Below are 21,983 nucleotides of genomic sequence, written 5' to 3'. Positions count from 1 at the left end.
GGGGGATATAGAATGGACCATCCAATTCAAGGTTTAATGACAACTGCAATGCAGCATTTAAAGCAAATGACTGATGTAAATACAATTGTCGGCGATCCAATTAAAGCTGCTGATGGAAGTGTAATTCTTACCGTTTCAAAAGTTAGCTTCGGATTTGCGGCTGGTGGAAGTGAATTTGGTAAAATAGAACATTCAGGCCGCCATCCATTTGGCGGGGGAAGCGGTGGAGGAGTTTCTATTAATCCTGTTGCTTTTCTTGTTATAAATGGAGAAGGCGTAAAAGTGTTGCACTTAGATAAGCAAACACACGTCATCGATAAAATAATTGAATTAGCGCCACAAGCTGTTGATAAAGTGAAAGAAATGATGGATAAACGAAAAGAAGACGATCCTGAATTTCAAATTTAACGAATAAAGAAGCTGATCAATAGATTAGCTTCTTTAATTTTTTTGTAAATAAAGCGATTTTATTTGCATTATCGATAGGGACAAACTATCATTTACATTGTACATATTTTGTTTAAATAAGGGAGGATTTTCAAGTGGCAAACGTAACTTTTAAAGGTAACCCAATGACTTTAGTTGGAACAGAAGTTAAAGTTGGCGATCAAGCGCCAAACTTCCAAGTGTTAGCAAATGACTTATCTCCAGTAAGTTTAGAAACATACAAAGGTGAAGTGAAATTAATTAGTGTTGTACCTTCAATCGACACAGGTGTGTGTGATGCACAAACACGTCGTTTTAACCAAGATGCAGCAGGTATTGAAAACGCGAAAGTATTAACAATTAGCGTTGACTTACCATTTGCTCAAAAACGTTGGTGTGCAGCAAACGGTTTAGAAAATGTTGTTACACTTTCTGACCACCGTGACCTTTCATTCGGTGAAGCTTACGGCTTAGTAATGAAAGAGCTTCGTTTACTTGCTCGTGCAGTATTCGTAGTAGATAGCAATGACAAAGTAGTTTACGTAGAATACGTAAGCGAAGGTACAAGCCATCCAAACTATGAAGCAGCATTAGAAGCAGCAAAAGCTGCAAAATAATGTGAACGAAGATGACCTCTTTGTAAGAGGTCGTCTTCTCTCATATATTGCTATATGGAATCGATATACGAGAGAAGACGTTACATCATACATCACTAAAAAGGGAGCTCTAAAAAAGAGGTCGCTTTTTCTTTTGGGAAAAAATCAGATTATGGTATGATATAAGTTATGTGTAAAAGAGAGAAGGAGGAATGTACGTGAGTCAGACAGTAGAAACTTTATTTTCTATTTTTGATTCTTCTGCGGTAGTTTTACGTAAAGAATTAGATGTAACATATTTAGAGGCGCTTGTAGAAACAGGGGATAACTTGTTTGAAGGAGCGATTTTACAAGAGGAATTATCAGAATCAGCAATTGAAAGGCTGAATCGTGAATATAGTACGTTTAATGAAGAAACATATAAAGGTGAAGAAATTCGTAAAGCATTTCAGTTAGCCATCTTAAAAGGAATGAAGGAAGGCGTACAAGCGAATCACGAAATGACGCCTGATGCAGTTGGTATGTTCATGAGCTACTTATTCCATAAATTTATGAAGGGTCAAAATGAAATTACTGTGTTAGACCCTGCAATTGGAACGGGTAACTTGATGACGACAGTTTTCAATAGTGCTCAAGAAAACATTACGATGAGTGGATTTGGTGTAGAAGTGGACGAAGTGCTAATTAAACTTGCTTTAGTAAATGCGAATTTACAAAAGCATGCAATCGAATTCTTCCATCAAGATGGACTAGCACCGCTTTATATCGATCCAGTTGATGCAGTCGTTTCAGATTTACCGGTTGGTTACTATCCAAATGAAATCGGTGCAAGTGAATATAAGTTAAAAGCAGATGAAGGAATGTCATATGCCCACCACCTATTTATTGAACAAAGTGTGAAACATACGAAAGAAGGCGGATACTTATTCTTCCTAGTACCGAACTTCATTTTTGAAAGTGATCAAGCACCGAAATTGCATGCATTTATTAAAGAAACATGCTTTATTCAGGGGTTATTACAGCTACCTGTTTCCATGTTTAAAAACGAGAAAAATGCAAAAAGTATATTTGTTCTCCAAAAGAAAGGTCCTAGTGTAACGATGCCAAAACAGGCGTTATTAGTGGAGTTACCTAAATTCTCCAACATGAAGGCGATGGAGGACATTATGGACCAATTAAATACTTGGTTTGCAACGCATAAATAAGGCTAGGTATATGTAACAGGGTTAGTAATTCATGTAGTACAGTTTTATATGATATGTCATATTTTTAAATATATACAAGATTTAACTGAATTTTTTTGAAATCTGTAATATATTTTTTTTCTTGGTGTTACAATTTTTTCACTTGAAATATATGTCGTACGATGTTTAAATTAAAATCGTGAGTATAAAATTTGCTAATGATGAAACGTTTTCATATTTAGTAAATTTGATCAGATAAAATCGAGCGGTTTGTGGAAACATCCACACAACTACCAAGAGAAAAAGGGGCGAAAGACTAGATGTCAAAAATCATCGCGATTAACGCAGGAAGCTCTTCCTTAAAATTCCAATTATTTGAAATGCCAAGTGAAACAGTATTAACAAAAGGTTTAGTAGAACGTATCGGTTTAGAAGATAGTATCTTCACTATTACTGTAGATGGCGAAAAACAAAAAGAAATTACAAACATTCCAGATCACGCAGTAGCAGTTAATATGCTTCTTAAAAAATTAACTGAAAACGGAATCGTTAAATCTCTAGATGAGATTGGCGGTATCGGTCACCGTGTTGTTCACGGCGGCGAAAAATTTGCTGACTCTGTTCTAATTACTGATGAAGTATTAGCTGATATCGAAGAATTAAGCGATTTAGCACCACTTCACAACCCAGCAAACGTTGTTGGTATTAAAGCATTCCAAGAAGTATTACCAAACGTACCAGCAGTAGCAGTATTCGATACAGCATTCCACCAAACAATGCCGGAATCTGCATTCCTATACAGCTTACCATATGAGTACTATGAAAAATTCGGCATCCGTAAATACGGTTTCCACGGAACTTCTCATAAATATGTAACTGAGCGTGCAGCTGAGCTATTAGGTCGTCCACTTGAAAGCTTAAGCTTACTTTCTTGTCACTTAGGTAACGGTGCAAGTATCGCAGCAGTAGAAGGCGGTAAATCTATCGATACTTCTATGGGCTTCACTCCACTTGCTGGTGTAACAATGGGTACACGTTCTGGTAACATTGACCCTGCGTTAATTCCATACATCATGGAAAAAACAGGCCAAACAGTAGAAGAAGTAGTTAACGTATTAAACAAGAAGAGTGGTATGTTAGGTCTTACTGGTTACTCTAGTGACCTACGTGACATCATTGCGAAAGAAGAAGAAGGCGATCACCGTGCGAAAGTAGCACTTGATGTATTCGTAAGCCGTATCCACAAATACATCGGTTCTTACACTGCTCGTATGAAAGGTGTAGACGCAATCATCTTCACAGCTGGTGTAGGTGAAAACAGTGCGATTATTCGTGAACGCGTATTAGAAGGCCTTGAATACATGGGCGTATACTTCGATGCAAAACGCAATAACGTATTCGGTGAGGAAGCATTCATCAACTTCCCACATTCTCCAGTAAAAATTATTGTAATTCCAACTGACGAAGAAGTTATGATCGCTCGTGACGTACTACGTCTTGGAAACATTGGTTAATATATGAAAAGAAAGACGAGATCCTATAGGATTTCGTCTTTTTTCTTTTGGATATAGTTTAAAATTCCATCTGGATATAGTGCTTTTTTCTCCTGAATGAATGCTGTAATGGGAATCCACTTCGCATACGATACTGTTTATTCATCTTGTATATTCAGTACTTCCATTCCATATAGTGACGTGTCTAATAAGCGTAAAGAATATAACTGAATGATTTCATGAGCAATTTCTCCATCAAGATGAAAGATGTTTTCTAAGCAACCTAAATAAGCAGTGATTTCCACTTCTGTATGAAGCTCTTCTTGAAATTCACGAATAACGGTATGTGCTGATTTTTCACCAAGTTCAATTGAACCGCCAAGAGGCCGGTAATATGTTTCATCGTCTGTATGATATTCTTGTACGAGAAGCCGCTCGTGATGTAAAGCAAGACCGAAAGCTTTTGCACGTGGATACATATACAATCACTCCTTATTTATCCCGCTTTAACGGGCAGTAAGACCCCCACCTCAAAATTCAGCGGAAGCAAAGAAGTTAGGTGGGGGGGCGGGCTGTCCGTAAAAGTCCGATTGGTGAGGGCTAATAATCAGTGGGGGATGAACAAAAACCCCACTGATTAAAGTTTCACTTTATTTTGTATAAGGATGATTATAATGTATTGCGTAATAAAAGTGTCGTGTATTTAAGAATGTGGTCGAATTACGATGCCATTAAATAAGTCATTCCAAAATGTTTCATTGTACTGAAATACATCCATAATAGGACATTTTATAACGCAAATATTTTGCAATCCCCAATCTTCTTCCGTAACAGTTGGTACATCTTCAGGAATGAGTAATAGGACAGAGAATGTATGTGTAACGATTTGAGATAAAATGTGTTCCAAGGAACGTGCTTCTTCGTATGTTCCTCCAGTTCGAATAAATAATATGGATTGTGCTGTGTCAATTGTTGTTAGAAAACGATTAATTCGGTGCTCATAATTTAACTTAATTTCTGTATAAGAAGGCCAAGAAGTTGGTGTGTTTACATCTGTTTTAAAGTCGTGGCAGGAGTCGATTTCATATAGATTGTCCCGTAGTCTTAATTTCGCATCATCATCCCAAAATGAGATGAAGGATAAGTTTTCTAACTGTAAAAAACGGTCAAATCGATTTTGTAATAATATATTCACCTTTTCTAATGATGGGCTTAGCATAAAATCAATAACGCCAAAAAATGGTGATAATTCGAATTGATATAACGCCCAAGCAGGCCAGCAGTTTTGTCCTAAACTGAATACTGCATGATATTCTTTTTTTATATCGGATAGATTCATGTGATTTATCTCATCCTTTTTGTTAATATTTTATGTTACTAAAAATGGTATGTGAATAAAGATAGACAAGCATATTTGTAAAGAATAAGCAGAAATATGTTACAATAGAAAAAAATCGAACGAGGTGGTTGTTACGATGCGATCGAAGCGAGAACAAGCCATTTTAGACAATATAAAAGAATGGGAATCGCAATTAGTTGAGCAAGAAGCGACTGATTTTCAAAAACTGTTTGATAAATGGGTACATACTACAATTGCGAAACTACCTGAGAAAAAACGAAAAGATTTCTTTACGAAAGCAGATGGATGGCTCTTTCATTTGCATGCATTGATTCAAAGTTCACAATCACAGTTAGAGGCGCGTAATCGTATTTTAGGAACATCGAGATTATTTGATGAATCGATTGAGCAACTAGAGGATTTAAAAGCATTATCTATTGATCAATTAACATACATAGCAGAGCAGCAAACAGCACGCCATCGCCTATATTCATTCGTACAAGGCGGAGCAACGGGTGCTGGAGGTTTATTATTATTAACAGCTGATTTTCCGGTTATGATTGCGTTAAATGTGAAGGCTGTCCAACTTATTGCAACGTCATTTGGGCATGATGTGAACAAGCCGTATGAAATGATGCTTGCGTTAAAGGTATTTCATGCGTCATTACTACCAGGAAGACTTCAGCAATACGCATGGTACAATTTACTGCAAGAGCTAGAACAAGAAGATTCCTTCTTCTACGAAGGAGATGAAGCGGTGTTACAACCAGCTTCTACTGAAATTATTTTAAAACAAATTTTGAAAACATTTTCGATTTATGCCCTTCGTCGTAAATTATTCCAAGGTATTCCGGTAATTGGAATGGCAATCGGGTCTACAGTGAATTATCGTTTAACAAGAAACGTTACTGAATTTGCAAATAGATTTTATCAAGTGCGCCACATAGTCGAGAAGGAAAAAAGAGCATAAAAAAAGCGAGAGGCCGAAGCCTTTCGCTTTTTTTAATTTGTTGCATGCTTTTTGGACATTGGAATAGATACTGGCTGCTTTTCTTCTGCTTTTTCTGTTTTTGGATAATAAATTAAATCCAATGTTTTTGCCTGTACGGCAATTGAAAGAATAGTAAAAGCAATTTCTGTCCAATTTAAATAATATAATGAAAGCGCAAGAACAATCGCGTCAAAGACGAAGAAAATTTGCCCAATTGTAAAACGCGTTTTTTTACTTAATACAATTGTTAAAATGTCGTCTCCACCGGTTGCACCGCCAAATCGCAATATAAAACCGAGTCCAATACCAGCTAACGCACCGCCAACTACTGCAGCTATAAATAAATTGTTTGATAAATCGACCGTAAATGGAGAATAATTTTCCATAAGAGAATAAAATACTCCGAATGAAATTGAACCTAAGAATGAATAGCCAACCATTTTTCTACCTAACAATGAAGCGCATAGTAGAATAATTGGGATATCCATCATTACAGTTGAAATAGATGGTGAAATATCATAAAAATTTTGGATGAATAGTGCGATACCTACAAAGCCACCTTCTGTTAAGTGGTTTTGGAAGTGAATGTGATATAGCGCTGCTGCTAAAATAAATGAACCGATTAAAACCATAAAAACTTCTTTAATAATTTGTCGACTTTGGATGTTCCTCATCGTTATTCCTTCTTTCCGTAGTTAGTAGTCCTTTTTTGTGTTGTAAACTAACTACGAGCTCACATGTAGCTTCAGTTAGTTTACGAAAAAACTAACTACGCTATATGTCGCTGAAGAAATAACGAATAATCCTCTCGTCCATCAATTCTCCCTACTTTCGTTTTAGTTTAAGTCTTAAAACGACTAAACAAAACGTGGAGTAGGATTCTTCATTTAGCAATCCTGCTCTTCTTTGTTTTGTTTAGCTAGTAACAATTAAGCCCTAAACAAAACGCTATGTGTAAGAAGAGTCTTTTTTTTGCCAAATTATCCTTCGGGCAATCATAATTTCCCCACTCTCGTATTTTTTTCGCTAGACTAAAGTATCTGAGCTGGAAAATACGCTACGTGTATGATTCGTCAATACGATGCCACATGCTCCTTCGAGCGATCATGATATCAAAATCCCTTCCTTCAAGATTTATATTATTATATCATACTTTCAAAAAATGTATGCGGATGGAAACCGACAATAAACGGAGGAAATCTACAAAAATTGTTATGTTTAAATATTTTTGTAGAAAAGCCTAAGTTATTTTGGAGAATTGGACAGTTTTTTTTAGTTTGTCCAATAAGTAAGAAAAGAAGAGTTTCTATTCAGTTGTATTTTTATCTTTAAAAAACGCATCCCAGCTAATCACACTTAAAAAAGTTAAAGCGATAATAACGAAAGCGCGCATAAGTGTAAGGCCTCCTTTTGTACATAGTATATGAATCATTTACTTTATAATGTGTCATGTTTTTACAAGTTTTAACTATTATGAGAGTATATTAATATAGATAGATGAAGAGGAGAGTGAGAATATGCTAAAAGACATGTTTAAAAGAAAAGAGTTAACATGTGCTTCATGTCAGAAAAAGATTCAATATGAAGAAGAGCTTATTGCTTTTGTAAAGTTGCCGAAAGAAAGAAGTATATTAGTTGGTCCATTTGATGTGTGTTTGGCAAAAACAGCACAAGAAATATATTGTAAATCGTGTTACGACAAAAAAGCATGACCCGAAGTAATTGAGGGGCATGCTTTTTTTATTGGTGTGCTTTCCCCTCAGATACATGTTGAGTGAGTCGATACCAAAGCCAAAGGTCATTAATGATGGAAGCGAGATCGGCAATTTCTGAATTCAGTTTGCAAGAAATTTCGAAGTCTTCTTCGTTATTTAAATGATGCTGTTTTGCATTAATATAATGTTCGAGTTCTTTTATACGATCAGGAATCTTTCCGCGAACTTGTTCCCATTTTAATAAAATCGCATGTTGCATTTTTTCGGGGATATCTTCCCAGTCTTCTTGTAAATGCGGAACTTCAATTCCGAGATGTTCATCGTATAAGAAATACTTTTCCATAAGTTCACCCCCGTTTTCCTGCTTATATTGTACAAAAAAACAGAAAGAAGTTCGACGAAATTGTTTGAAAAAATTTGAAAATGACTCTTGATACATTTTGTAAAAGGTGTTAAAGTGTGAATTATTATAAAAGAAAATGAATATTTATTCTTTAGGGGGATGCAAAATGGAGAAGAAAAAAGTTGTATTAGCATATTCTGGAGGCCTTGATACTTCCGTTGCAATTAAATGGTTACAAGAGAAGAATTATGATATTATCGCGCTTTGTTTAGACTTAGGGGAAGGTAAAGACTTAGCATTTGTAAAAGAAAAGGCACTTTCAGTAGGTGCAATTAAATCATATATGATTGATGTTCAAGAAGAATTTGCAAATGAATATGCATTGATGGCGATGCAAGCGCACACGTTATACGAAGGGAAATACCCTCTCGTTTCAGCGTTATCACGTCCGCTTATCGCGAAGAAATTAGTAGAGATTGCAGAACAAGAAGGAGCGACTGCAGTGGCACACGGATGTACAGGGAAAGGGAATGATCAAGTTCGTTTTGAAGTTTCTATTCAAGCGTTAAATCCTTACTTAGAAGTGATTGCGCCTGTACGTGAATGGAAATGGTCACGTGAAGAAGAAATTGCCTATGCAAAAGAAAACGATGTACCAATTCCGATTAATTTAGACAGCCCATTTTCAATCGATCAAAACTTATGGGGACGCAGTAATGAATGTGGCATTTTAGAAAATCCATGGGCAGCACCGCCAGAAGATGCATATGAGATGACATTAGCATTAGAAGATACACCGAATAAACCAGAGTTTGTAGAAATCGGCTTTGAAGCAGGCGTACCGACGACTTTAAATGGTATTGCATACCCACTCTCAGAATTAATTAAAACGTTAAATGCACTTGCTGGAAAACATGGCGTTGGACGTATCGATCACGTAGAAAATCGTCTTGTCGGTATTAAATCGCGTGAAGTATATGAATGCCCAGCAGCGATGACTTTAATTACGGCGCACAAGGAACTGGAAGATTTAACACTCGTAAAAGAAGTAGCGCATTTTAAACCGATGATTGAGCAAAAAATAACAGAACTTATTTATAACGGTTTATGGTTCTCGCCTTTAAAACAAGCGCTGAATGCTTTCTTACAAGAAACGCAAAAGAATGTAACAGGCATGGTGCGTGTGAAATTATTTAAAGGTCATGCAATTGTAGAAGGACGTAAATCTGAGTACTCTTTATACGATGAAAAATTAGCAACATATACTGCTCAGGATGAATTTAATCATGATGCAGCAGTTGGATTCATTTCATTATTCGGGTTACCGACAAAAGTATACAGCCAAGTGAACCAAAAGAAGGTGGAAGCGTGAGCAAACTTTGGGGCGGACGTTTTACAGAAGAAGCGGAAGCATGGGTTGAAGAGTTCGGAGCATCCATCTCCTTCGATCAACAGTTAGTAAATCAAGATATAAACGGAAGTATTGCACACGTAACGATGCTAGCAAAGCAAGGCATCGTTACGAAAGAAGAAGCCGAAAAAATAAAGATAGGTCTTCAATATTTATTAGAAGAAGCGAAACAAAATAAATTGCATTTTTCAGTTGAAGCGGAAGACATTCATTTAAATATCGAAAAGATGTTAATTGAAAAAATCGGTGAAGTAGGAGGGAAACTTCATACTGGCCGAAGCCGTAACGATCAAGTAGCGACTGACATGCATTTATATTTGAAAGAAAAAGTAGAACATATTATAAAAGCTACAAAACAATTGCAAACTGTTCTTGTTCATCAAGCAGAAAATAATATTGAAACGATTATGCCTGGTTATACGCATTTGCAGCGTGCGCAGCCGATTTCATTTGCACATCATATTCTCGCTTACTTTTGGATGTTAGAGCGCGATGTGAACCGTTATGAAGATTCGTTAAAGCGTATTAACATTTCCCCATTAGGAGCAGGAGCGTTAGCTGGGACAACATTCCCGATTGATCGAGAATATAGCGCGGAGCTTCTTGGATTGAATGGAATCTATGAAAATAGTTTAGACGCAGTAAGCGATCGTGATTTCATACTGGAGTTCCTAAGTAACTCATCTATGCTCATGATGCACTTATCACGCTTTTGTGAAGAACTTATTTTATGGAGTAGCCAAGAGTTTCAATTTATTGAAATGAGCGATCAATACGCAACGGGAAGCAGCATTATGCCGCAAAAGAAAAACCCGGATATGGCAGAACTTATTCGTGGTAAAACAGGCAGAGTATACGGTAATTTATTTAGTTTACTTACAGTAATGAAAGGATTACCACTCGCTTACAATAAAGATTTGCAAGAAGATAAAGAAGGAATGTTCGATACAGTAAAAACAGTAGAAGGATGCCTTCATATTATGGCAGGCATGCTAGAGACGATGACTGTAAACAAAGAAAAAATGGGGCAAGCTGTAACGCAAGATTTCTCTAACGCAACAGAAATTGCCGATTACTTAGCAAGTAAAGGACTACCATTCCGTCAAGCTCATGAAATTGTTGGGAAGCTAGTGCTACACTGTACACAAAAAGGGATTTATTTAGTAGATGTCCCACTTGAAACGTATAAAGAAATGAGCTCGCTATTTGAAGAAGATTTGTATGAAGTGCTGTTACCATATGCAGCTGTAAAGCGTCGTAACAGTGCTGGTGGGACAGGGTTTGAACAGATTGAAAAAGCTTTGGAGAAGGCGAAGGGATTAGTTGGAGAGTTTGTGGGAAGTTGATTGATTAGAAAGAAGGTACGCTAACCTTAGTAGAGGGAAGTGTACCTTCTTTTGTAATTTTTATAGCTTAAAATCAATCATACTTATGCCGATCTTCCGTAATTCGAATATACTCAATATCCATCAAATCTCGTAGTAATGCACCATTACTTAGTTCCACACCATGTTTTTCTTTAAAATGAGTACGAATCGTATCTAACATTTCGATTTCTTTCCCATTCACATCTAAAATAATGCGTTCAGAATCATCCATGTAGCAGCCTCCTTTTTTCAACATATATATTTTGTCCGTTTACTTCTAAAAAATGTATGTTAATGTAATGTTAGGAAATAAGAAAGGGATGGAAAATGAGACGTATTTATTTTATAGGGTTAATTTTGTATACGTTGGTTGTAGTACATGTTGCATTCCCAATCGTATTTTCATTTAAGGATGTAGAAACAGTACACGTTGGGATATTTATCTTTACTCTATTTATAGTAGATTGCTGTATTTCAATATGGCTTTCGAAAAGAAAACATGTACAAGATAAAAATGAAATGGAACGAAAAAAGAGAAAACGTTCATTTTGGATGACGACGTATTGTTTTACTTTAGCGATTGCTGCTACTTTTTTTAGTGAGAATATCCCATTAGAAAGATTAAATATTGGATTTGGAGCGTTCGTATTTGCATATTATTTTTTCATGCATTTTCTTCCTTATATGAAAGAAAAGCGAGGAGAAGAGGAAGATCCACTTGTAGAAGAAGCGAGAGAACGAGAGCATAAGAGAATAGAAGAAGATATAAAGAAACTCGGGGAACAAAAATGGTATTTGAAATCTAAAATCATATATGTTCTTTGCTTTATTACGCCGCCAATTGGTTATTTGTACGTTTTATGCCTTCGTAAAAAAATGACAGAAGATGCAAGGCAATCTTATTTAACAGTAGCTACGATTATGATGGCATTGTGGTCTTTGAAGTTTCTTCCGCCTTATGTGTTAGCAATTACCGTTGTTGTTATAGCTTGTCTTGTATTTCTAGTAAAATATGTGAAATGAAAAACACCAAGCCCATCTGGACTTGGTGTTTTATTTATAAATTAAAGCTCACCTTGCTCCTCATCACCACGAACAACAAGGACATCGCATTTCGCATAGCGAATAATATGTTCAGAGACGCTACCAATTAGGAAACGCTCAACAGCATTTAAACCAGTTGCACCACACATAATTAAATCTACTTTATGATTTGGAGCGATTTCTTTTGAAATTTTTGATTTAGGATTACCAAATTCTAATACAGTTTCAATTTTTTCAAGGCCAGCTTCAAGCGCAGTTTTTTTGTAGTCTTCTAATAAGTCTTCTGCAAATAGATTTGCACGTTCAGCAATTGCACGGCTATAAGCTTCTACTGCTGAGTATGCTTTTACATCAACGATATGAGCAATAGTTAATGTTGCATTGTTGCGTTTTGCGACTTGAATTGCTTTTTTAAAGGCTTTTTCTGCTTCTTTAGAACCATCCACCGCGATTAAAATATTTGTATATGTATTATTCATAGTAAATTCCTCCCAATCATTTTTATTACTGTTTACAACTTTATTATAAAACAAATTTTGGTAATGTGCTTGCCAGAAACGTTACAGAATTTCGAAAACTCTGTTTCAATTCATTTTAGTTGTAATTGGTGCGAGAACTTGTTACATATGAACTATAGCAATTTAAAAGGGGGCCGTTTTGTGAGACACGTGCTCATTACAGCCGGTACGAAAGGTTTAGGAAAGCAAGTAACAGAGAAGTTATTGGCTAAAGGGTATTCAGTAACAGTAACGTATCATAGCGATATCACGGCTATGAAAAAAATGAAAGAAACATATAAAAATATGGAAGAGCGTCTACAATTCGTGCAAGCGGATGTCACGAAAAAAGAAGATTTACATAAAATAGTAGAAGAAGCGATAAGCCGTTTTGGCAAAATTGATTTCTTAATTAATAATGCTGGTCCATATGTATTTGAACGAAAAAAGTTAGTCGATTATGAAGAAGATGAATGGAATGAAATGATTCAGGGTAATTTAACAGCGGTATTTCATTTGTTAAAACTTGTCGTTCCGGTTATGAGAAAACAGAACTTTGGCCGTATTATTAATTATGGATTCCAAGGGGCAGATAGTGCACCGGGATGGATTTATCGTTCAGCTTTTGCAGCAGCGAAAGTAGGACTTGTTTCATTAACGAAAACAGTGGCTTACGAAGAAGCAGAATATGGTATTACTGCAAACATGGTATGTCCTGGTGATATTATTGGTGATATGAAAGAAGCGACAATTCAAGAAGCACGTCAGTTGAAAGAACGTAACACACCAATTGGTAGATCTGGAACAGGTGAAGATATCGCAAGAACGATTGCGTTTTTATGTGAGGACGATTCCGATATGATTACCGGTACAATTATTGAAGTGACTGGTGCAGTTGATGTTATTCATAGACATCGATAGAGAAAAATAAAGTGAAGTTTCGAATAATTGGACAGTTTATCCTGTATGCAAAGAGGTGCGGATAATACTGTCCTTTCATGTAAGATTAAATCTATCGGAAAACTCGCATTATTTTTTGTCAAATATTGAGATATTATGTTAAAATATAAGAGCGTAGAAAGCGCTTTAAAAAATGATTCAGGGGTCATTTCATAACTCAAGGGGGAACTAATCATGCGTATCGGTATTCCAACAGAAATTAAAAACAATGAAAACCGCGTGGCAATGACGCCAGCGGGAGCAGTACATTTAGTACAAAATGGTCACGAAGTTTTTGTTCAAAAAGGAGCAGGTTTAGGATCTGGCTTTACAGATGAAGAATACGTACAAGCTGGTGCGAAACTTGTTGAAACTGCTGAAGAAGCATGGAATCAAGATATGGTTATGAAGGTAAAAGAGCCAGTAGCAAGTGAATACGGCTATTTCCGTGAAGGTTTAATTTTATTCACATACTTACACTTAGCTCCAGAACCAGAATTAACGAAAGCATTAATTGATAACAAAGTCGTATCAATTGCATACGAAACAGTACAATTAGACAATCGTTCACTACCATTACTTGCACCTATGAGTGAAGTAGCAGGTCGTATGTCTGCACAAATCGGTGCACAATTCCTTGAGAAAAACAAAGGTGGTAAAGGTATTTTACTTGCAGGCGTTCCAGGGGTAAAACGCGGCAAAGTAACAATTATCGGCGGTGGTCAAGCTGGTACAAACGCAGCGAAGATCGCAGTAGGCTTAGGTGCAGATGTAACAATCATCGACTTAAGTGCAGAACGTCTTCGTCAACTAGATGACATTTTTGGTAACCAAGTAAAAACGTTAATGTCTAATCCATACAACATCGCAGAAGCCGTAAAAGAATCTGATCTTGTTATTGGTGCAGTATTAATTCCAGGTGCAAAAGCGCCAAAACTTGTAACAGAAGAAATGATTCAATCAATGGAGCCAGGTTCTGTCGTTGTAGATATCGCGATTGACCAAGGTGGTATTTTCGAAACAACTGACCGTATTACAACTCATGACAACCCAACTTACGAAAAACATGGCGTTGTTCATTATGCAGTTGCTAATATGCCAGGTGCGGTTCCACGTACATCAACTCTTGCATTAACAAACGTAACAGTACCATATGCAGTACAAATTGCGAACAAAGGCTACAAAGATGCTTGCTTAGGTAACACTGCATTACTAAAAGGTATTAATACATTAGATGGATATGTAACATTCGAAGCAGTTGCAGAAGCTCATGGCTTACAATATGCTGATGCGAAAGAGCTACTTGAAAAAGCTCCTGCTTTATCATAATAGAAATACATTTGAGACCTTCCTTTTCATAAGGAGGGTCTTTTTTATATGGGGAAATAACATGTGAATAATTGTTATTTATTGGTGTAAATCGATTTTTATTGTGATAATTTAGAATTATATAATAAAAAGAGGGGATTGGATGGGGAGTAAAAAGAGGAAGCAAAAGCAAGCTAAAAGACAAAAGTACATAAAGAAAAAACAGGAACAGAATATACCTCTTTCAAAAAAAGTAGTTCTTATGATAGAAAAAACATTTCGGTATATTTGTATGGCTCTGTATGTAATTTTGTGTATGTATTCATTTGGAGTGTTTTACAGTTTGGAGATAACTCCTAATATTATTGAGAGTATTTTAGAATTTCTCCTTGTTGCAATACAATTAGTCTTATTCTCTGTACTATTTGATACAGTATGGCCTAGTCATGAAAGTAAGAAAGATAAGAAAAGAAAAAGGAATAAAAAATCTTCATCCGCTTCAAGTTCATCAAGCGGATTTGGTGACTATAGTAGCAACGATTGTAGCAGCTCAAGTGATGGTGGAGGAGATTGCGGAGGTGGTGGAGACTAAGTTAGTTTTTCAGAAGAACGACTAATGAAAGGGTGAGACGAAAGATGGAATCTGTGAACTTAATAGAATTAACAAAAGACATTCAAGATCAACATAAAAACTTCGTCGTTTCAAATGTAAATAGTCATTGCTTACGAATCGCTGTATTTACTGGTGAATACGATTGGCACTATCATTCTAATTCGGATGAATTATTTATTGTACTAGAGGGAGAATTACTTATCGATTTTGAAGATGGAGAAACAGCGGTTTTAAATCCGAATGATTCTATCTTAATTCCAGCATGCACGATTCATAGAACGAGAGCATTAAAGAGAACGGTAAATCTTTGTTTTGAACATATAGAGGCGGATACGATTAAAGTGGAGCAATTATGAAAAAATTATCTGTAGCTGAGTATAGAAAAATCCTTCCGATTTTAGAAAGCCATACAAAAACGACGACGTTTGCTTATGCGGTATGTGATCAAGTGATAGATGGTGATGTTTTTGTAAACGAGAAGTTAACAGCAGGACTAATTCGTACAGCGAATGGCATTTATTATTTATTTGGTCATACTGATGATCAAAATTACAACGAAGATTTATTTTCGTTTATAAAAAAGGCTATCGAAAAAACAGAGAAGAGATTTACATTGTTCTCTTCGAGTGACAAGTGGGAAATGATGATAGAAGAACGTTTTAGTCATGTACTTCGAAACATCCCGCGAATGAAGTTTCAAAGCGTAATCTTTGAAGAGAGAAAACGGGATTGTAACAAAAATACATATGAAGTGAAGCGTATTGATAGAAGATATATAGAACGAAGCAGTGAATTTACAGAGGAGTACTACAAAGAATATTGGGGATCAAAAGAAACATTTTTAAACGATGGTTTTGGATTTTGTATAGAACTAGAGGGAATAATTGTAGCGGAATGTGTTTCAATATTTAGTGGAAACGGATTTGCTGAAATTGATATTGTGACGCATAAAGCATATCAAGGGAAAGGGTTAGCTCAAGCTGTTGCGACGCGGTTCATTGAGCATTGCATGCAAAATGATATTACACCGTGTTGGGATTGTTATGTAGACAATATTTCTTCGCGAAAATTAGCTAGCAAATTAAGTTTTCATAATCCAATAGAATATAGATTATTTGTACGGAAGAAAACGGGGGAATAAAAATGAATGTGGAATTAACGAGATTTAAAGTGAAGCCTGGTAAAAGTCATCGTGTAGATGAATGGTTGCAGCTTCTGAATGACAATATGAAAGAAGTACTTTTGACATTAAACGACGAAAAGATGTACGTTGAGACAATTTTCCGGGAAATAAGAGATGGAGAAGAGTACTTATATTGGTATTCTGTGCAAGGAGAAGGCGGGGCTCTTGTCGAAAATTCTCATCATGAAATTGATAAAAAGCACTTGGAATTTTGGTATGAATGTATTGATGAGGAAGTACCGTCTGTTGAAATGAAAACAGAAGTCGTTATGATTCAAGATGTTGTGAAGGACGCGATGAAATAATAGAATAGTATTTTTGGGAGAAGCACATCAAGGTAGGTGTGCTTTTTTATCTTGAAAAAAACTTTGAAGAAAAGCTGTATTTAGATATCTTTAAGTGAAAAAAACGAGGGATATTAAAAAAATTTAGGGGAAACTATAACAAGGTGAAAACTTTAAACCAAAAAATCTACCCATATACGTTGTAGTTGTAACAGGAAAAACAGAGGATTTACAAAGTTTACAAGGAGCACCATATATTAAGGCTGCTGTTAGAGGTGTAACAGTTGAGAAATATTAATTACAGTCTATTAATGTGAATAATCAGAAAATTTATGTTATACTATGGGAAAAGGAGGTTTGTATGAGGCAAATACATGGAGCAATTTATATTTACATAACTATGTTTTTCGTGGCGATATCCTATGGATTAGGGCACGTGTATTCGCATCCTATACTAACTTTTTTAAGCGGAGCATGTATGGCGTTTGCGCTTCTTGTCCACCTTTTCTCAGTTTGGATCGTGAAATTTCAATTAAATATTAGTGAAATAGAAGAAGGCACTTTTTAAGTGGCCTTCTTTTTTTAATAATATTTTGGAAGCTCTTGTAGCAATTTTTCAATTTCGCATTCGGTTTCTTTACATATAGACAGTGTGCGTAGTCTGAAAAATAAGCTGCGTAAGAAAGATTTTATATTTCCGTATAAGTACTCATACGATTTAATATGTAATGTTTGTTTTTGGACGGGTAATTGAGCTACTAAATTATGAAGGGCTAATATGAGAGCTTCTTCCTTTAGACCATTTTGTAGCATTGCGACAATCGGATAAACGAGGCGCTCGTCTTCTTCATATTTGTAAATGAAACCTTTCGTACAATGACACAAACGTCAGAAGTTCATAAAGGAGCAAAGATTGAAATGAAATCATCTTGTATAAGTTGTGCGCCTTTATCTAAAGATGAACCGATAGAGGTTGTGATTAAATGGGATGATAAGTATGAGGAGAAGATGGTGTTAAATTTGAAATAGCCTTGAGTAAGGAGTTAAAAATGAATAGGTATATGAAAAAATTAATGTTTATAATTGTATTTCTAACCATATTATCAGCGTGTACTACAAAACGAGTAGAGCAAGTAGCAGTAAAAAAAGTACCTGAAGAAGGGTATGTCATACTAAGAGATGGTACGGTGTTTTTTATCGGTGGTAAAACGTTTGAAACGAAAGTAGAGCTGCAAAATTATATAGAACAACAAATAAATAAAGAACATCCATCACATACGGTTTTAAGTTTTAAGGATAAAAGCGCATATAATCAATTAAAAACAGGGGATAAAATAAAAGTATGGTCTTCTCAAACACTTGAAAGCTATCCAGCAAAAATGATTGTAGAGAAGTTTGAAGTAGTAGAGAAATAAAAAAGGCAGCACTCACGCTGCCTTTTTTATTATTTTACAAATTGTAATTCTTTCGGGAATTTCGTTAAAATTTCTGATCCGTCTTTTGTGATATAAATATCATCTTCAATACGAACACCACCTACGTTTGGTACGTAAATACCTGGCTCGATTGTGAAGACCATACCTTCTTTTAATGGAGACTCGTTACCAGCTTTTACATCTGGATATTCATGTACGCTAATTCCAAGTCCGTGACCAAGACGGTGCGGGAAGAAGTCGCCGTAACCTGCATCTGCGATAACAGAACGAGCAGCGTTGTCGATTGCGCCAAGTGTAACACCTGGTTTACATGCTTCAACTGCTTGTAGTTGTCCAGCAAGTACAGTGTTGTAAATGCGAGTTTGCTCTTCAGAAATGTCGCCAAATGCCACTGTACGTGTAATGTCAGAGCAATAACCGTCAATGATTACGCCTAAATCAAATAGTACGAAATCGCCGCGTTTCATTTTGTTTGCACCTGGAATACCGTGTGGAAGAGCAGAGTTTGCACCTGCTAATACCATCGTGTCAAATGACATTTTATGTATGCCTTTTGTTTTTAATTCGTGTTCAATAATTGCTAATACTTCTAGTTCGCTACGATCTTCTTTAATTGCATTTACACCAACTTCAACAGCATAGTCTGCCATTTTAGCTGCTTCGCGTAAAATAGAAAGTTCTTTTTCGTCTTTAATTAAACGAAGTTCACGAACTTTTTCCTCAGCTGACGTGAAAGCTGCATTTGGGAATAATTTTGTTAATTCTTCGTAGCGCTCTACGTTTAAATGTTCTTTTTCAATTGCAACTGCATTTGCATTGATACCGCGGTCTTTAATTGCTTTTGCAATCATATCCCATGGTCTGTCAGTATCAGTAAATCCGATAATTTCATGTGCCCAGCCAGCGTTACGTGCTTGGCCTTCTTCCATTTTAGGGCAAATTAAAATAGGTTCTTTCTCTTGGAATACAAACATACCAAGAAGTCTTTCGTGTGGTTCACAGTGGAAGTTTGTCATGTAGAAGACGTTCGGTGTAGAAGTTAAGAACGCAGCTTCAACGTTTTTTTCTTTTAGCCATTGCATTAAATTTTCTAATCTAGCATTCATCGATTGGCACCCCCGAGATATTTAATTACAAATATAACTTTAACTCGGAAGAAAGTGTTATGACAAGTAAATAGATGTTAGAAAAGACAGGGAATTGAAAAATCATGTAGAATAAAAAGTGAGAATGTAATAAGGGGAGGAATGTAATAATGAAAGTATCTTATCACGGGCATTCAGTTGTAAAGATTGAAACGAATGGAAAAGTAATTTTAATTGATCCGTTTTTAACAGGAAATCCAAAAACAGATTTAAAGGCTGAAGATGTAAAAGTAGATGCGATTCTTTTATCACACGGTCATGGTGATCATGTTGGAGATACAGTAGAACTTGCGAAGAAAAATAATGCGGTTGTAGTGGCACCATTTGAACTAGCGACATTTTTAAGTTGGCAAGGTGTAAATACACATCCGATGCATATTGGTGGTTCACATGAATTTGACTTCGGAAAAGTGAAGTTTACACAAGCATTCCACGGCTCTAGTTATATTGATGAAGAAAATAAGACGATTACATATACAGGTATGCCAGCGGGTATTTTATTTACAGCAGAAGAGAAGACTTTGTACCATGCAGGGGATACTGCTCTATTCTCTGATATGAAATTAATTGGGGAATTAAATAACATTGATGTAGCATTTTTACCAATTGGTGATAATTTCACAATGGGACCAAAAGATGCTGTTTTAGCAGCAAAATGGGTTCAGGCGAAAACTGTTGTACCGATGCATTACAATACGTTCCCAGTAATTGAACAAGATCCATATCAATTTGTCGAAAAGCTACAAAATTGTACAGGGAAAGTATTAGAAGCTGGAGAAAGTATTACACTATAAAAAAGAAACCCTTCATTTGAAACGACAAGTGAAGGGTTTTTTACGTGTGTAGGATAGTTTTTAATGGTTGTACTTGTTTTGATGATTCTTTTCTTTTTGGGAGTGGCTGTTCAGGTGTTTCATTCAATTCCATTGCAACTTTTTTCCCGTCTACGAAAGCTAAAAATACAGCACCTACAACTTCTAATAATTTTTTCATCATGTATCCGCTCCTTTGTTTCATTTCTTGTCTTCATTGTATATGGAAGCGGCTGGACAAACTATCGAACGAGATGACAATACCATTACATTGTTGTAATAGAAGAAGTGGTGTAATGTAAGGCGTATTTTGTTATAAAAAAAATAGTACAGATATACAAAGAGAGAGTGTAACAGTTTTGAAAATATAGTATACTAAAAATACAACACATGAAGAATTTAGGGAAAAGAAAGTATGGTGAAACCATTTGGCTACCAAGCATAACCAAATTTTAGAACATATTAATAGCCTGCCAGTAGGGCATAAAATTTCTGTAAGGCAAATTGCAAAAGATTTGAGTGTAAGTGAAGGTACAGCTTATCGTGCAATTAAAGATGCAGAAAATAAAGGGTATGTTAGTACGATTGAACGTGTCGGAACAATTCGAATTGAACAAAAGAAGAAAGAAAATATTGAAAAGCTGACATATGCAGAAGTCGTTAACATTGTCGATGGTCAAGTACTTGGAGGCAGAGAAGGACTACATAAAACGTTAAATAAATTCGTAATCGGAGCAATGAAATTAGAAGCGATGATGCGCTATACAGAAGCTGGAAACTTACTTATTGTCGGTAATCGTACAAACGCACATCAATTAGCGTTAGAAACCGGAGCTGCGGTGTTAATTACGGGCGGATTTGATACGGAAGATCATGTGAAGAAATTAGCAGATGAATTAAAACTGCCGATTATTTCAAGTAGTTACGATACATTTACAGTTGCAACGTTAATTAACCGTGCGATTTACGATCAGCTTATTAAGAAAGAAATTGTACTCGTTGAAGATATTTTAACGCCAATTGAAGAAACGTTATATTTAAAGCCAGATGATACAGTGCAGCAATGGCATGCGTATAACGAAGAGACGATGCACGGAAGATATCCGATTGTTGATGAAAATAAAAAGGTGTTAGGTATTGTAACTTCAAAAGATATGATCGGTGTAGCGAAAGAAACACCAATTGATAAAGTGATGACAAAGCATCCGATTACGGTAAATGGAAAAATGTCTGTCGCAGCTGCGGCACGTATGATGGTGTGGGAAGGTATTGAGTTACTTCCAGTTGTTGATGAAGGAAATAAGTTGCAAGGTATTATTAGCCGTCAAGATGTACTTCAGGCGTTGCAAATGATTCAGCGTCAACCGCAAGTCGGTGAAACAATCGATGATATTGTAACGAATCAATTTATGACGCCGAAAGAAGCGAAAAATGAGCATCTATATCAATTTTCAGTGACACCGCAAATGACGAATTCAATCGGAACGCTATCTTACGGTGTATTCGCAACGATTGTGACAGAAGCAACGAATCGCGTTATTCGTGCGCAAAAGAAGAGCGATTTAATTGTTGAGAACTTAACAATTTATTTCGTAAAACCAGTTCAAATTGACAATGTTGTATCCGTTCATCCGAAAGTATTAGAAATTGGACGTAAATTTGGTAAGGTTGATGTAGAAGTACATCATGAAGGTAATGTTGTCGGGAAAGCATTGCTTATGGTGCAATTGATCGATAAATAAAAAGATGGAGCAAGCCGCTTTGGTTTGTTCCATTTTTTTAAAGAACGCTATAGTAGGGAGTTTTTAATTTAGTTAGCAACTGAATCTATCACGTTCTGTTTCATATTTATAAGAT

At 35.9% G+C, this 21,983-nt stretch carries 26 protein-coding genes and 3 pseudogenes; 20 read left to right on the top strand and 9 right to left on the bottom strand.

The features are described from left to right. Positions 1-12 precede the first annotated feature (12 nt). The 4 genes from ytfJ to ackA all read left to right on the top strand — a co-directional run bounded on the left by ytfJ (position 13) and on the right by ackA (position 3,720). Positions 13-408: a GerW family sporulation protein gene (gene ytfJ, locus BGI23_RS22440; RefSeq protein WP_000350002.1), complete on the top strand. Its 396-nt coding sequence runs from the start codon at positions 13-15 to the stop codon at positions 406-408. A 134-nt stretch (positions 409-542) separates the two neighbouring features. Continuing rightward, entirely contained in the window at positions 543-1,043 is a 501-nt protein-coding gene (tpx, locus tag BGI23_RS22435) for a thiol peroxidase (protein ID WP_000024530.1), read from the top strand. 197 nt (positions 1,044-1,240) lie between these two features. Then, a complete protein-coding gene (locus BGI23_RS22430; protein WP_000084356.1) occupies positions 1,241-2,227 on the top strand; it encodes a class I SAM-dependent methyltransferase in 987 nt (328 codons plus the stop codon). A 299-nt stretch (positions 2,228-2,526) separates the two neighbouring features. Continuing rightward, complete coding sequence (gene ackA / locus BGI23_RS22425; protein ID WP_000034576.1) at positions 2,527-3,720, top strand: acetate kinase; 1,194 nt, start codon at positions 2,527-2,529, stop codon at positions 3,718-3,720. A gap of 23 nt (positions 3,721-3,743) precedes the next feature. On the opposite strand, the pseudogene BGI23_RS22420 reads toward ackA, so the two are convergent. Both BGI23_RS22420 and BGI23_RS22415 read right to left on the bottom strand, forming a co-directional pair. Then, positions 3,744-4,178: pseudogene (locus tag BGI23_RS22420) on the bottom strand (NUDIX hydrolase). Between the two features lie 224 nt (positions 4,179-4,402). After that, complete coding sequence (locus BGI23_RS22415; RefSeq protein WP_070806951.1) at positions 4,403-5,038, bottom strand: DUF1796 family putative cysteine peptidase; 636 nt, start codon at positions 5,036-5,038, stop codon at positions 4,403-4,405. 136 nt (positions 5,039-5,174) lie between these two features. Here BGI23_RS22415 and BGI23_RS22410 point away from each other — a divergent pair, with 136 nt between their 5' ends. Then, positions 5,175-6,008, top strand: a complete 834-nt coding sequence (locus tag BGI23_RS22410) for an EcsC family protein (protein WP_070806950.1) — start codon at positions 5,175-5,177, stop codon at positions 6,006-6,008. Between the two features lie 32 nt (positions 6,009-6,040). On the opposite strand, the gene BGI23_RS22405 is transcribed toward BGI23_RS22410, so the two are convergent. Further along, positions 6,041-6,703 carry a YitT family protein gene (locus BGI23_RS22405; RefSeq protein WP_001244531.1) on the bottom strand — a complete coding sequence of 221 codons (663 nt, stop codon included), beginning with the start codon at positions 6,701-6,703 and terminating at the stop codon, positions 6,041-6,043. A gap of 843 nt (positions 6,704-7,546) precedes the next feature. On the opposite strand from BGI23_RS22405, the gene BGI23_RS22400 reads away from it, so the two are divergent. After that, complete coding sequence (locus tag BGI23_RS22400; protein WP_044790644.1) at positions 7,547-7,741, top strand: hypothetical protein; 195 nt, start codon at positions 7,547-7,549, stop codon at positions 7,739-7,741. 28 nt (positions 7,742-7,769) lie between these two features. Here BGI23_RS22400 and BGI23_RS22395 read toward each other — a convergent pair whose 3' ends face one another. Continuing rightward, entirely contained in the window at positions 7,770-8,087 is a 318-nt protein-coding gene (locus BGI23_RS22395) for a hypothetical protein (protein ID WP_044790643.1), read from the bottom strand. Between the two features lie 166 nt (positions 8,088-8,253). On the opposite strand from BGI23_RS22395, the gene BGI23_RS22390 reads away from it, so the two are divergent. Next, positions 8,254-9,459, top strand: coding sequence for an argininosuccinate synthase (locus BGI23_RS22390; protein WP_070806949.1), 1,206 nt, complete (start codon positions 8,254-8,256; stop codon positions 9,457-9,459). Continuing rightward, positions 9,456-10,844 (top strand): argininosuccinate lyase, encoded by a 1,389-nt coding sequence (gene argH, locus BGI23_RS22385; protein WP_044790641.1) that lies wholly within the window; start codon positions 9,456-9,458, stop codon positions 10,842-10,844. Before BGI23_RS22390 ends, argH begins: the two co-directional genes overlap by 4 nt. Before the next feature lie 73 nt (positions 10,845-10,917). Here argH and BGI23_RS22380 read toward each other — a convergent pair whose 3' ends face one another. Beyond that, positions 10,918-11,097 (bottom strand): hypothetical protein, encoded by a 180-nt coding sequence (locus BGI23_RS22380; RefSeq protein ID WP_000342760.1) that lies wholly within the window; start codon positions 11,095-11,097, stop codon positions 10,918-10,920. Positions 11,098-11,192: 95 nt separating this feature from the next. Between BGI23_RS22380 and BGI23_RS22375 the strand changes: the two genes are divergently transcribed. Then, complete coding sequence (locus BGI23_RS22375) at positions 11,193-11,888, top strand: hypothetical protein (RefSeq protein WP_070806948.1); 696 nt, start codon at positions 11,193-11,195, stop codon at positions 11,886-11,888. Between the two features lie 41 nt (positions 11,889-11,929). Here the strand turns inward: BGI23_RS22375 and BGI23_RS22370 are convergent, their stop codons facing one another. After that, positions 11,930-12,388 (bottom strand): universal stress protein, encoded by a 459-nt coding sequence (locus BGI23_RS22370; protein ID WP_001066673.1) that lies wholly within the window; start codon positions 12,386-12,388, stop codon positions 11,930-11,932. Positions 12,389-12,535: 147 nt separating this feature from the next. Here BGI23_RS22370 and BGI23_RS22365 point away from each other — a divergent pair, with 147 nt between their 5' ends. The 7 genes from BGI23_RS22365 (at position 12,536) to BGI23_RS22335 (ending at position 17,301) form a co-directional block, all read left to right on the top strand. Further along, positions 12,536-13,327, top strand: coding sequence for an SDR family oxidoreductase (locus BGI23_RS22365; protein WP_070807324.1), 792 nt, complete (start codon positions 12,536-12,538; stop codon positions 13,325-13,327). 213 nt (positions 13,328-13,540) lie between these two features. Then, positions 13,541-14,674 (top strand): alanine dehydrogenase, encoded by a 1,134-nt coding sequence (gene ald / locus BGI23_RS22360; protein ID WP_001219405.1) that lies wholly within the window; start codon positions 13,541-13,543, stop codon positions 14,672-14,674. 142 nt (positions 14,675-14,816) lie between these two features. Next, positions 14,817-15,245 carry a hypothetical protein gene (locus BGI23_RS22355; RefSeq protein WP_000534957.1) on the top strand — a complete coding sequence of 143 codons (429 nt, stop codon included), beginning with the start codon at positions 14,817-14,819 and terminating at the stop codon, positions 15,243-15,245. Between the two features lie 44 nt (positions 15,246-15,289). Further along, positions 15,290-15,622 carry a cupin domain-containing protein gene (locus tag BGI23_RS22350; RefSeq protein WP_070806947.1) on the top strand — a complete coding sequence of 111 codons (333 nt, stop codon included), beginning with the start codon at positions 15,290-15,292 and terminating at the stop codon, positions 15,620-15,622. Beyond that, positions 15,619-16,407, top strand: a complete 789-nt coding sequence (locus BGI23_RS22345; RefSeq protein WP_070806946.1) for a GNAT family N-acetyltransferase — start codon at positions 15,619-15,621, stop codon at positions 16,405-16,407. Before BGI23_RS22350 ends, BGI23_RS22345 begins: the two co-directional genes overlap by 4 nt. Before the next feature lie 2 nt (positions 16,408-16,409). After that, positions 16,410-16,754 (top strand): DUF6176 family protein, encoded by a 345-nt coding sequence (locus BGI23_RS22340; protein ID WP_001100203.1) that lies wholly within the window; start codon positions 16,410-16,412, stop codon positions 16,752-16,754. A 340-nt stretch (positions 16,755-17,094) separates the two neighbouring features. Continuing rightward, positions 17,095-17,301 (top strand): hypothetical protein, encoded by a 207-nt coding sequence (locus tag BGI23_RS22335; protein WP_001248905.1) that lies wholly within the window; start codon positions 17,095-17,097, stop codon positions 17,299-17,301. Positions 17,302-17,315: 14 nt separating this feature from the next. Here the strand turns inward: BGI23_RS22335 and BGI23_RS22330 are convergent. Continuing rightward, positions 17,316-17,591: pseudogene (locus BGI23_RS22330) on the bottom strand (DUF2785 domain-containing protein); the annotation flags it as partial. On the opposite strand from BGI23_RS22330, the pseudogene BGI23_RS29005 reads away from it, so the two are divergent. Further along, a pseudogene (locus BGI23_RS29005) lies at positions 17,583-17,762 on the top strand (hypothetical protein); the annotation flags it as partial. The pseudogenes BGI23_RS22330 and BGI23_RS29005 overlap by 9 nt on opposite strands. 20 nt (positions 17,763-17,782) lie before the next feature. Then, positions 17,783-18,148 (top strand): DUF3221 domain-containing protein, encoded by a 366-nt coding sequence (locus tag BGI23_RS22320; protein WP_070806945.1) that lies wholly within the window; start codon positions 17,783-17,785, stop codon positions 18,146-18,148. 29 nt (positions 18,149-18,177) lie between these two features. On the opposite strand, the gene pepQ is transcribed toward BGI23_RS22320, so the two are convergent. Further along, positions 18,178-19,275, bottom strand: a complete 1,098-nt coding sequence (gene pepQ / locus BGI23_RS22315; protein ID WP_000994042.1) for a Xaa-Pro dipeptidase — start codon at positions 19,273-19,275, stop codon at positions 18,178-18,180. Positions 19,276-19,424: 149 nt separating this feature from the next. Here pepQ and BGI23_RS22310 point away from each other — a divergent pair, with 149 nt between their 5' ends. After that, positions 19,425-20,108 (top strand): metal-dependent hydrolase, encoded by a 684-nt coding sequence (locus tag BGI23_RS22310; protein ID WP_000868941.1) that lies wholly within the window; start codon positions 19,425-19,427, stop codon positions 20,106-20,108. A 40-nt stretch (positions 20,109-20,148) separates the two neighbouring features. Here the strand turns inward: BGI23_RS22310 and BGI23_RS28485 are convergent, their stop codons facing one another. Further along, positions 20,149-20,310, bottom strand: a complete 162-nt coding sequence (locus tag BGI23_RS28485; protein WP_070806944.1) for a hypothetical protein — start codon at positions 20,308-20,310, stop codon at positions 20,149-20,151. A gap of 244 nt (positions 20,311-20,554) precedes the next feature. On the opposite strand from BGI23_RS28485, the gene BGI23_RS22300 reads away from it, so the two are divergent. Further along, a complete protein-coding gene (locus BGI23_RS22300; protein WP_000201583.1) occupies positions 20,555-21,868 on the top strand; it encodes a CBS domain-containing protein in 1,314 nt (437 codons plus the stop codon). The last annotated feature ends 115 nt before the right edge of the window (positions 21,869-21,983 follow it).

Source organism: Bacillus sp. ABP14, from assembly GCF_001831375.1.
Taxonomy (GTDB): domain Bacteria; phylum Bacillota; class Bacilli; order Bacillales; family Bacillaceae_G; genus Bacillus_A; species Bacillus_A paranthracis.
Note: the sequence above shows the minus strand (reverse complement) of the source record. Positions and strands in the feature narration are given on the sequence as shown.

Bases quoted from the DNA above. Each gene is read 5' to 3' on its own strand.
- ytfJ (WP_000350002.1), top strand. From the start codon at position 13: ATGGACCATCCAATTCAAGGTTTAATGACAACTGCAATGCAGCATTTA.
- ackA (WP_000034576.1), top strand. From the start codon at position 2,527: ATGTCAAAAATCATCGCGATTAACGCAGGAAGCTCTTCCTTAAAATTC.
- BGI23_RS22415 (WP_070806951.1), bottom strand. From the start codon at position 5,038: ATGAATCTATCCGATATAAAAAAAGAATATCATGCAGTATTCAGTTTA.
- BGI23_RS22410 (WP_070806950.1), top strand. From the start codon at position 5,175: ATGCGATCGAAGCGAGAACAAGCCATTTTAGACAATATAAAAGAATGG.
- BGI23_RS22405 (WP_001244531.1), bottom strand. From the start codon at position 6,703: ATGAGGAACATCCAAAGTCGACAAATTATTAAAGAAGTTTTTATGGTT.
- BGI23_RS22400 (WP_044790644.1), top strand. From the start codon at position 7,547: ATGCTAAAAGACATGTTTAAAAGAAAAGAGTTAACATGTGCTTCATGT.
- BGI23_RS22395 (WP_044790643.1), bottom strand. From the start codon at position 8,087: ATGGAAAAGTATTTCTTATACGATGAACATCTCGGAATTGAAGTTCCG.
- BGI23_RS22390 (WP_070806949.1), top strand. From the start codon at position 8,254: ATGGAGAAGAAAAAAGTTGTATTAGCATATTCTGGAGGCCTTGATACT.
- BGI23_RS22380 (WP_000342760.1), bottom strand. From the start codon at position 11,097: ATGGATGATTCTGAACGCATTATTTTAGATGTGAATGGGAAAGAAATC.
- BGI23_RS22375 (WP_070806948.1), top strand. From the start codon at position 11,193: ATGAGACGTATTTATTTTATAGGGTTAATTTTGTATACGTTGGTTGTA.
- BGI23_RS22370 (WP_001066673.1), bottom strand. From the start codon at position 12,388: ATGAATAATACATATACAAATATTTTAATCGCGGTGGATGGTTCTAAA.
- BGI23_RS22365 (WP_070807324.1), top strand. From the start codon at position 12,536: ATGAACTATAGCAATTTAAAAGGGGGCCGTTTTGTGAGACACGTGCTC.
- ald (WP_001219405.1), top strand. From the start codon at position 13,541: ATGCGTATCGGTATTCCAACAGAAATTAAAAACAATGAAAACCGCGTG.
- BGI23_RS22355 (WP_000534957.1), top strand. From the start codon at position 14,817: ATGGGGAGTAAAAAGAGGAAGCAAAAGCAAGCTAAAAGACAAAAGTAC.
- BGI23_RS22350 (WP_070806947.1), top strand. From the start codon at position 15,290: ATGGAATCTGTGAACTTAATAGAATTAACAAAAGACATTCAAGATCAA.
- BGI23_RS22345 (WP_070806946.1), top strand. From the start codon at position 15,619: ATGAAAAAATTATCTGTAGCTGAGTATAGAAAAATCCTTCCGATTTTA.
- BGI23_RS22340 (WP_001100203.1), top strand. From the start codon at position 16,410: ATGAATGTGGAATTAACGAGATTTAAAGTGAAGCCTGGTAAAAGTCAT.
- BGI23_RS22335 (WP_001248905.1), top strand. From the start codon at position 17,095: ATGAGGCAAATACATGGAGCAATTTATATTTACATAACTATGTTTTTC.
- BGI23_RS22320 (WP_070806945.1), top strand. From the start codon at position 17,783: ATGAATAGGTATATGAAAAAATTAATGTTTATAATTGTATTTCTAACC.
- pepQ (WP_000994042.1), bottom strand. From the start codon at position 19,275: ATGAATGCTAGATTAGAAAATTTAATGCAATGGCTAAAAGAAAAAAAC.
- BGI23_RS22310 (WP_000868941.1), top strand. From the start codon at position 19,425: ATGAAAGTATCTTATCACGGGCATTCAGTTGTAAAGATTGAAACGAAT.
- BGI23_RS28485 (WP_070806944.1), bottom strand. From the start codon at position 20,310: ATGATGAAAAAATTATTAGAAGTTGTAGGTGCTGTATTTTTAGCTTTC.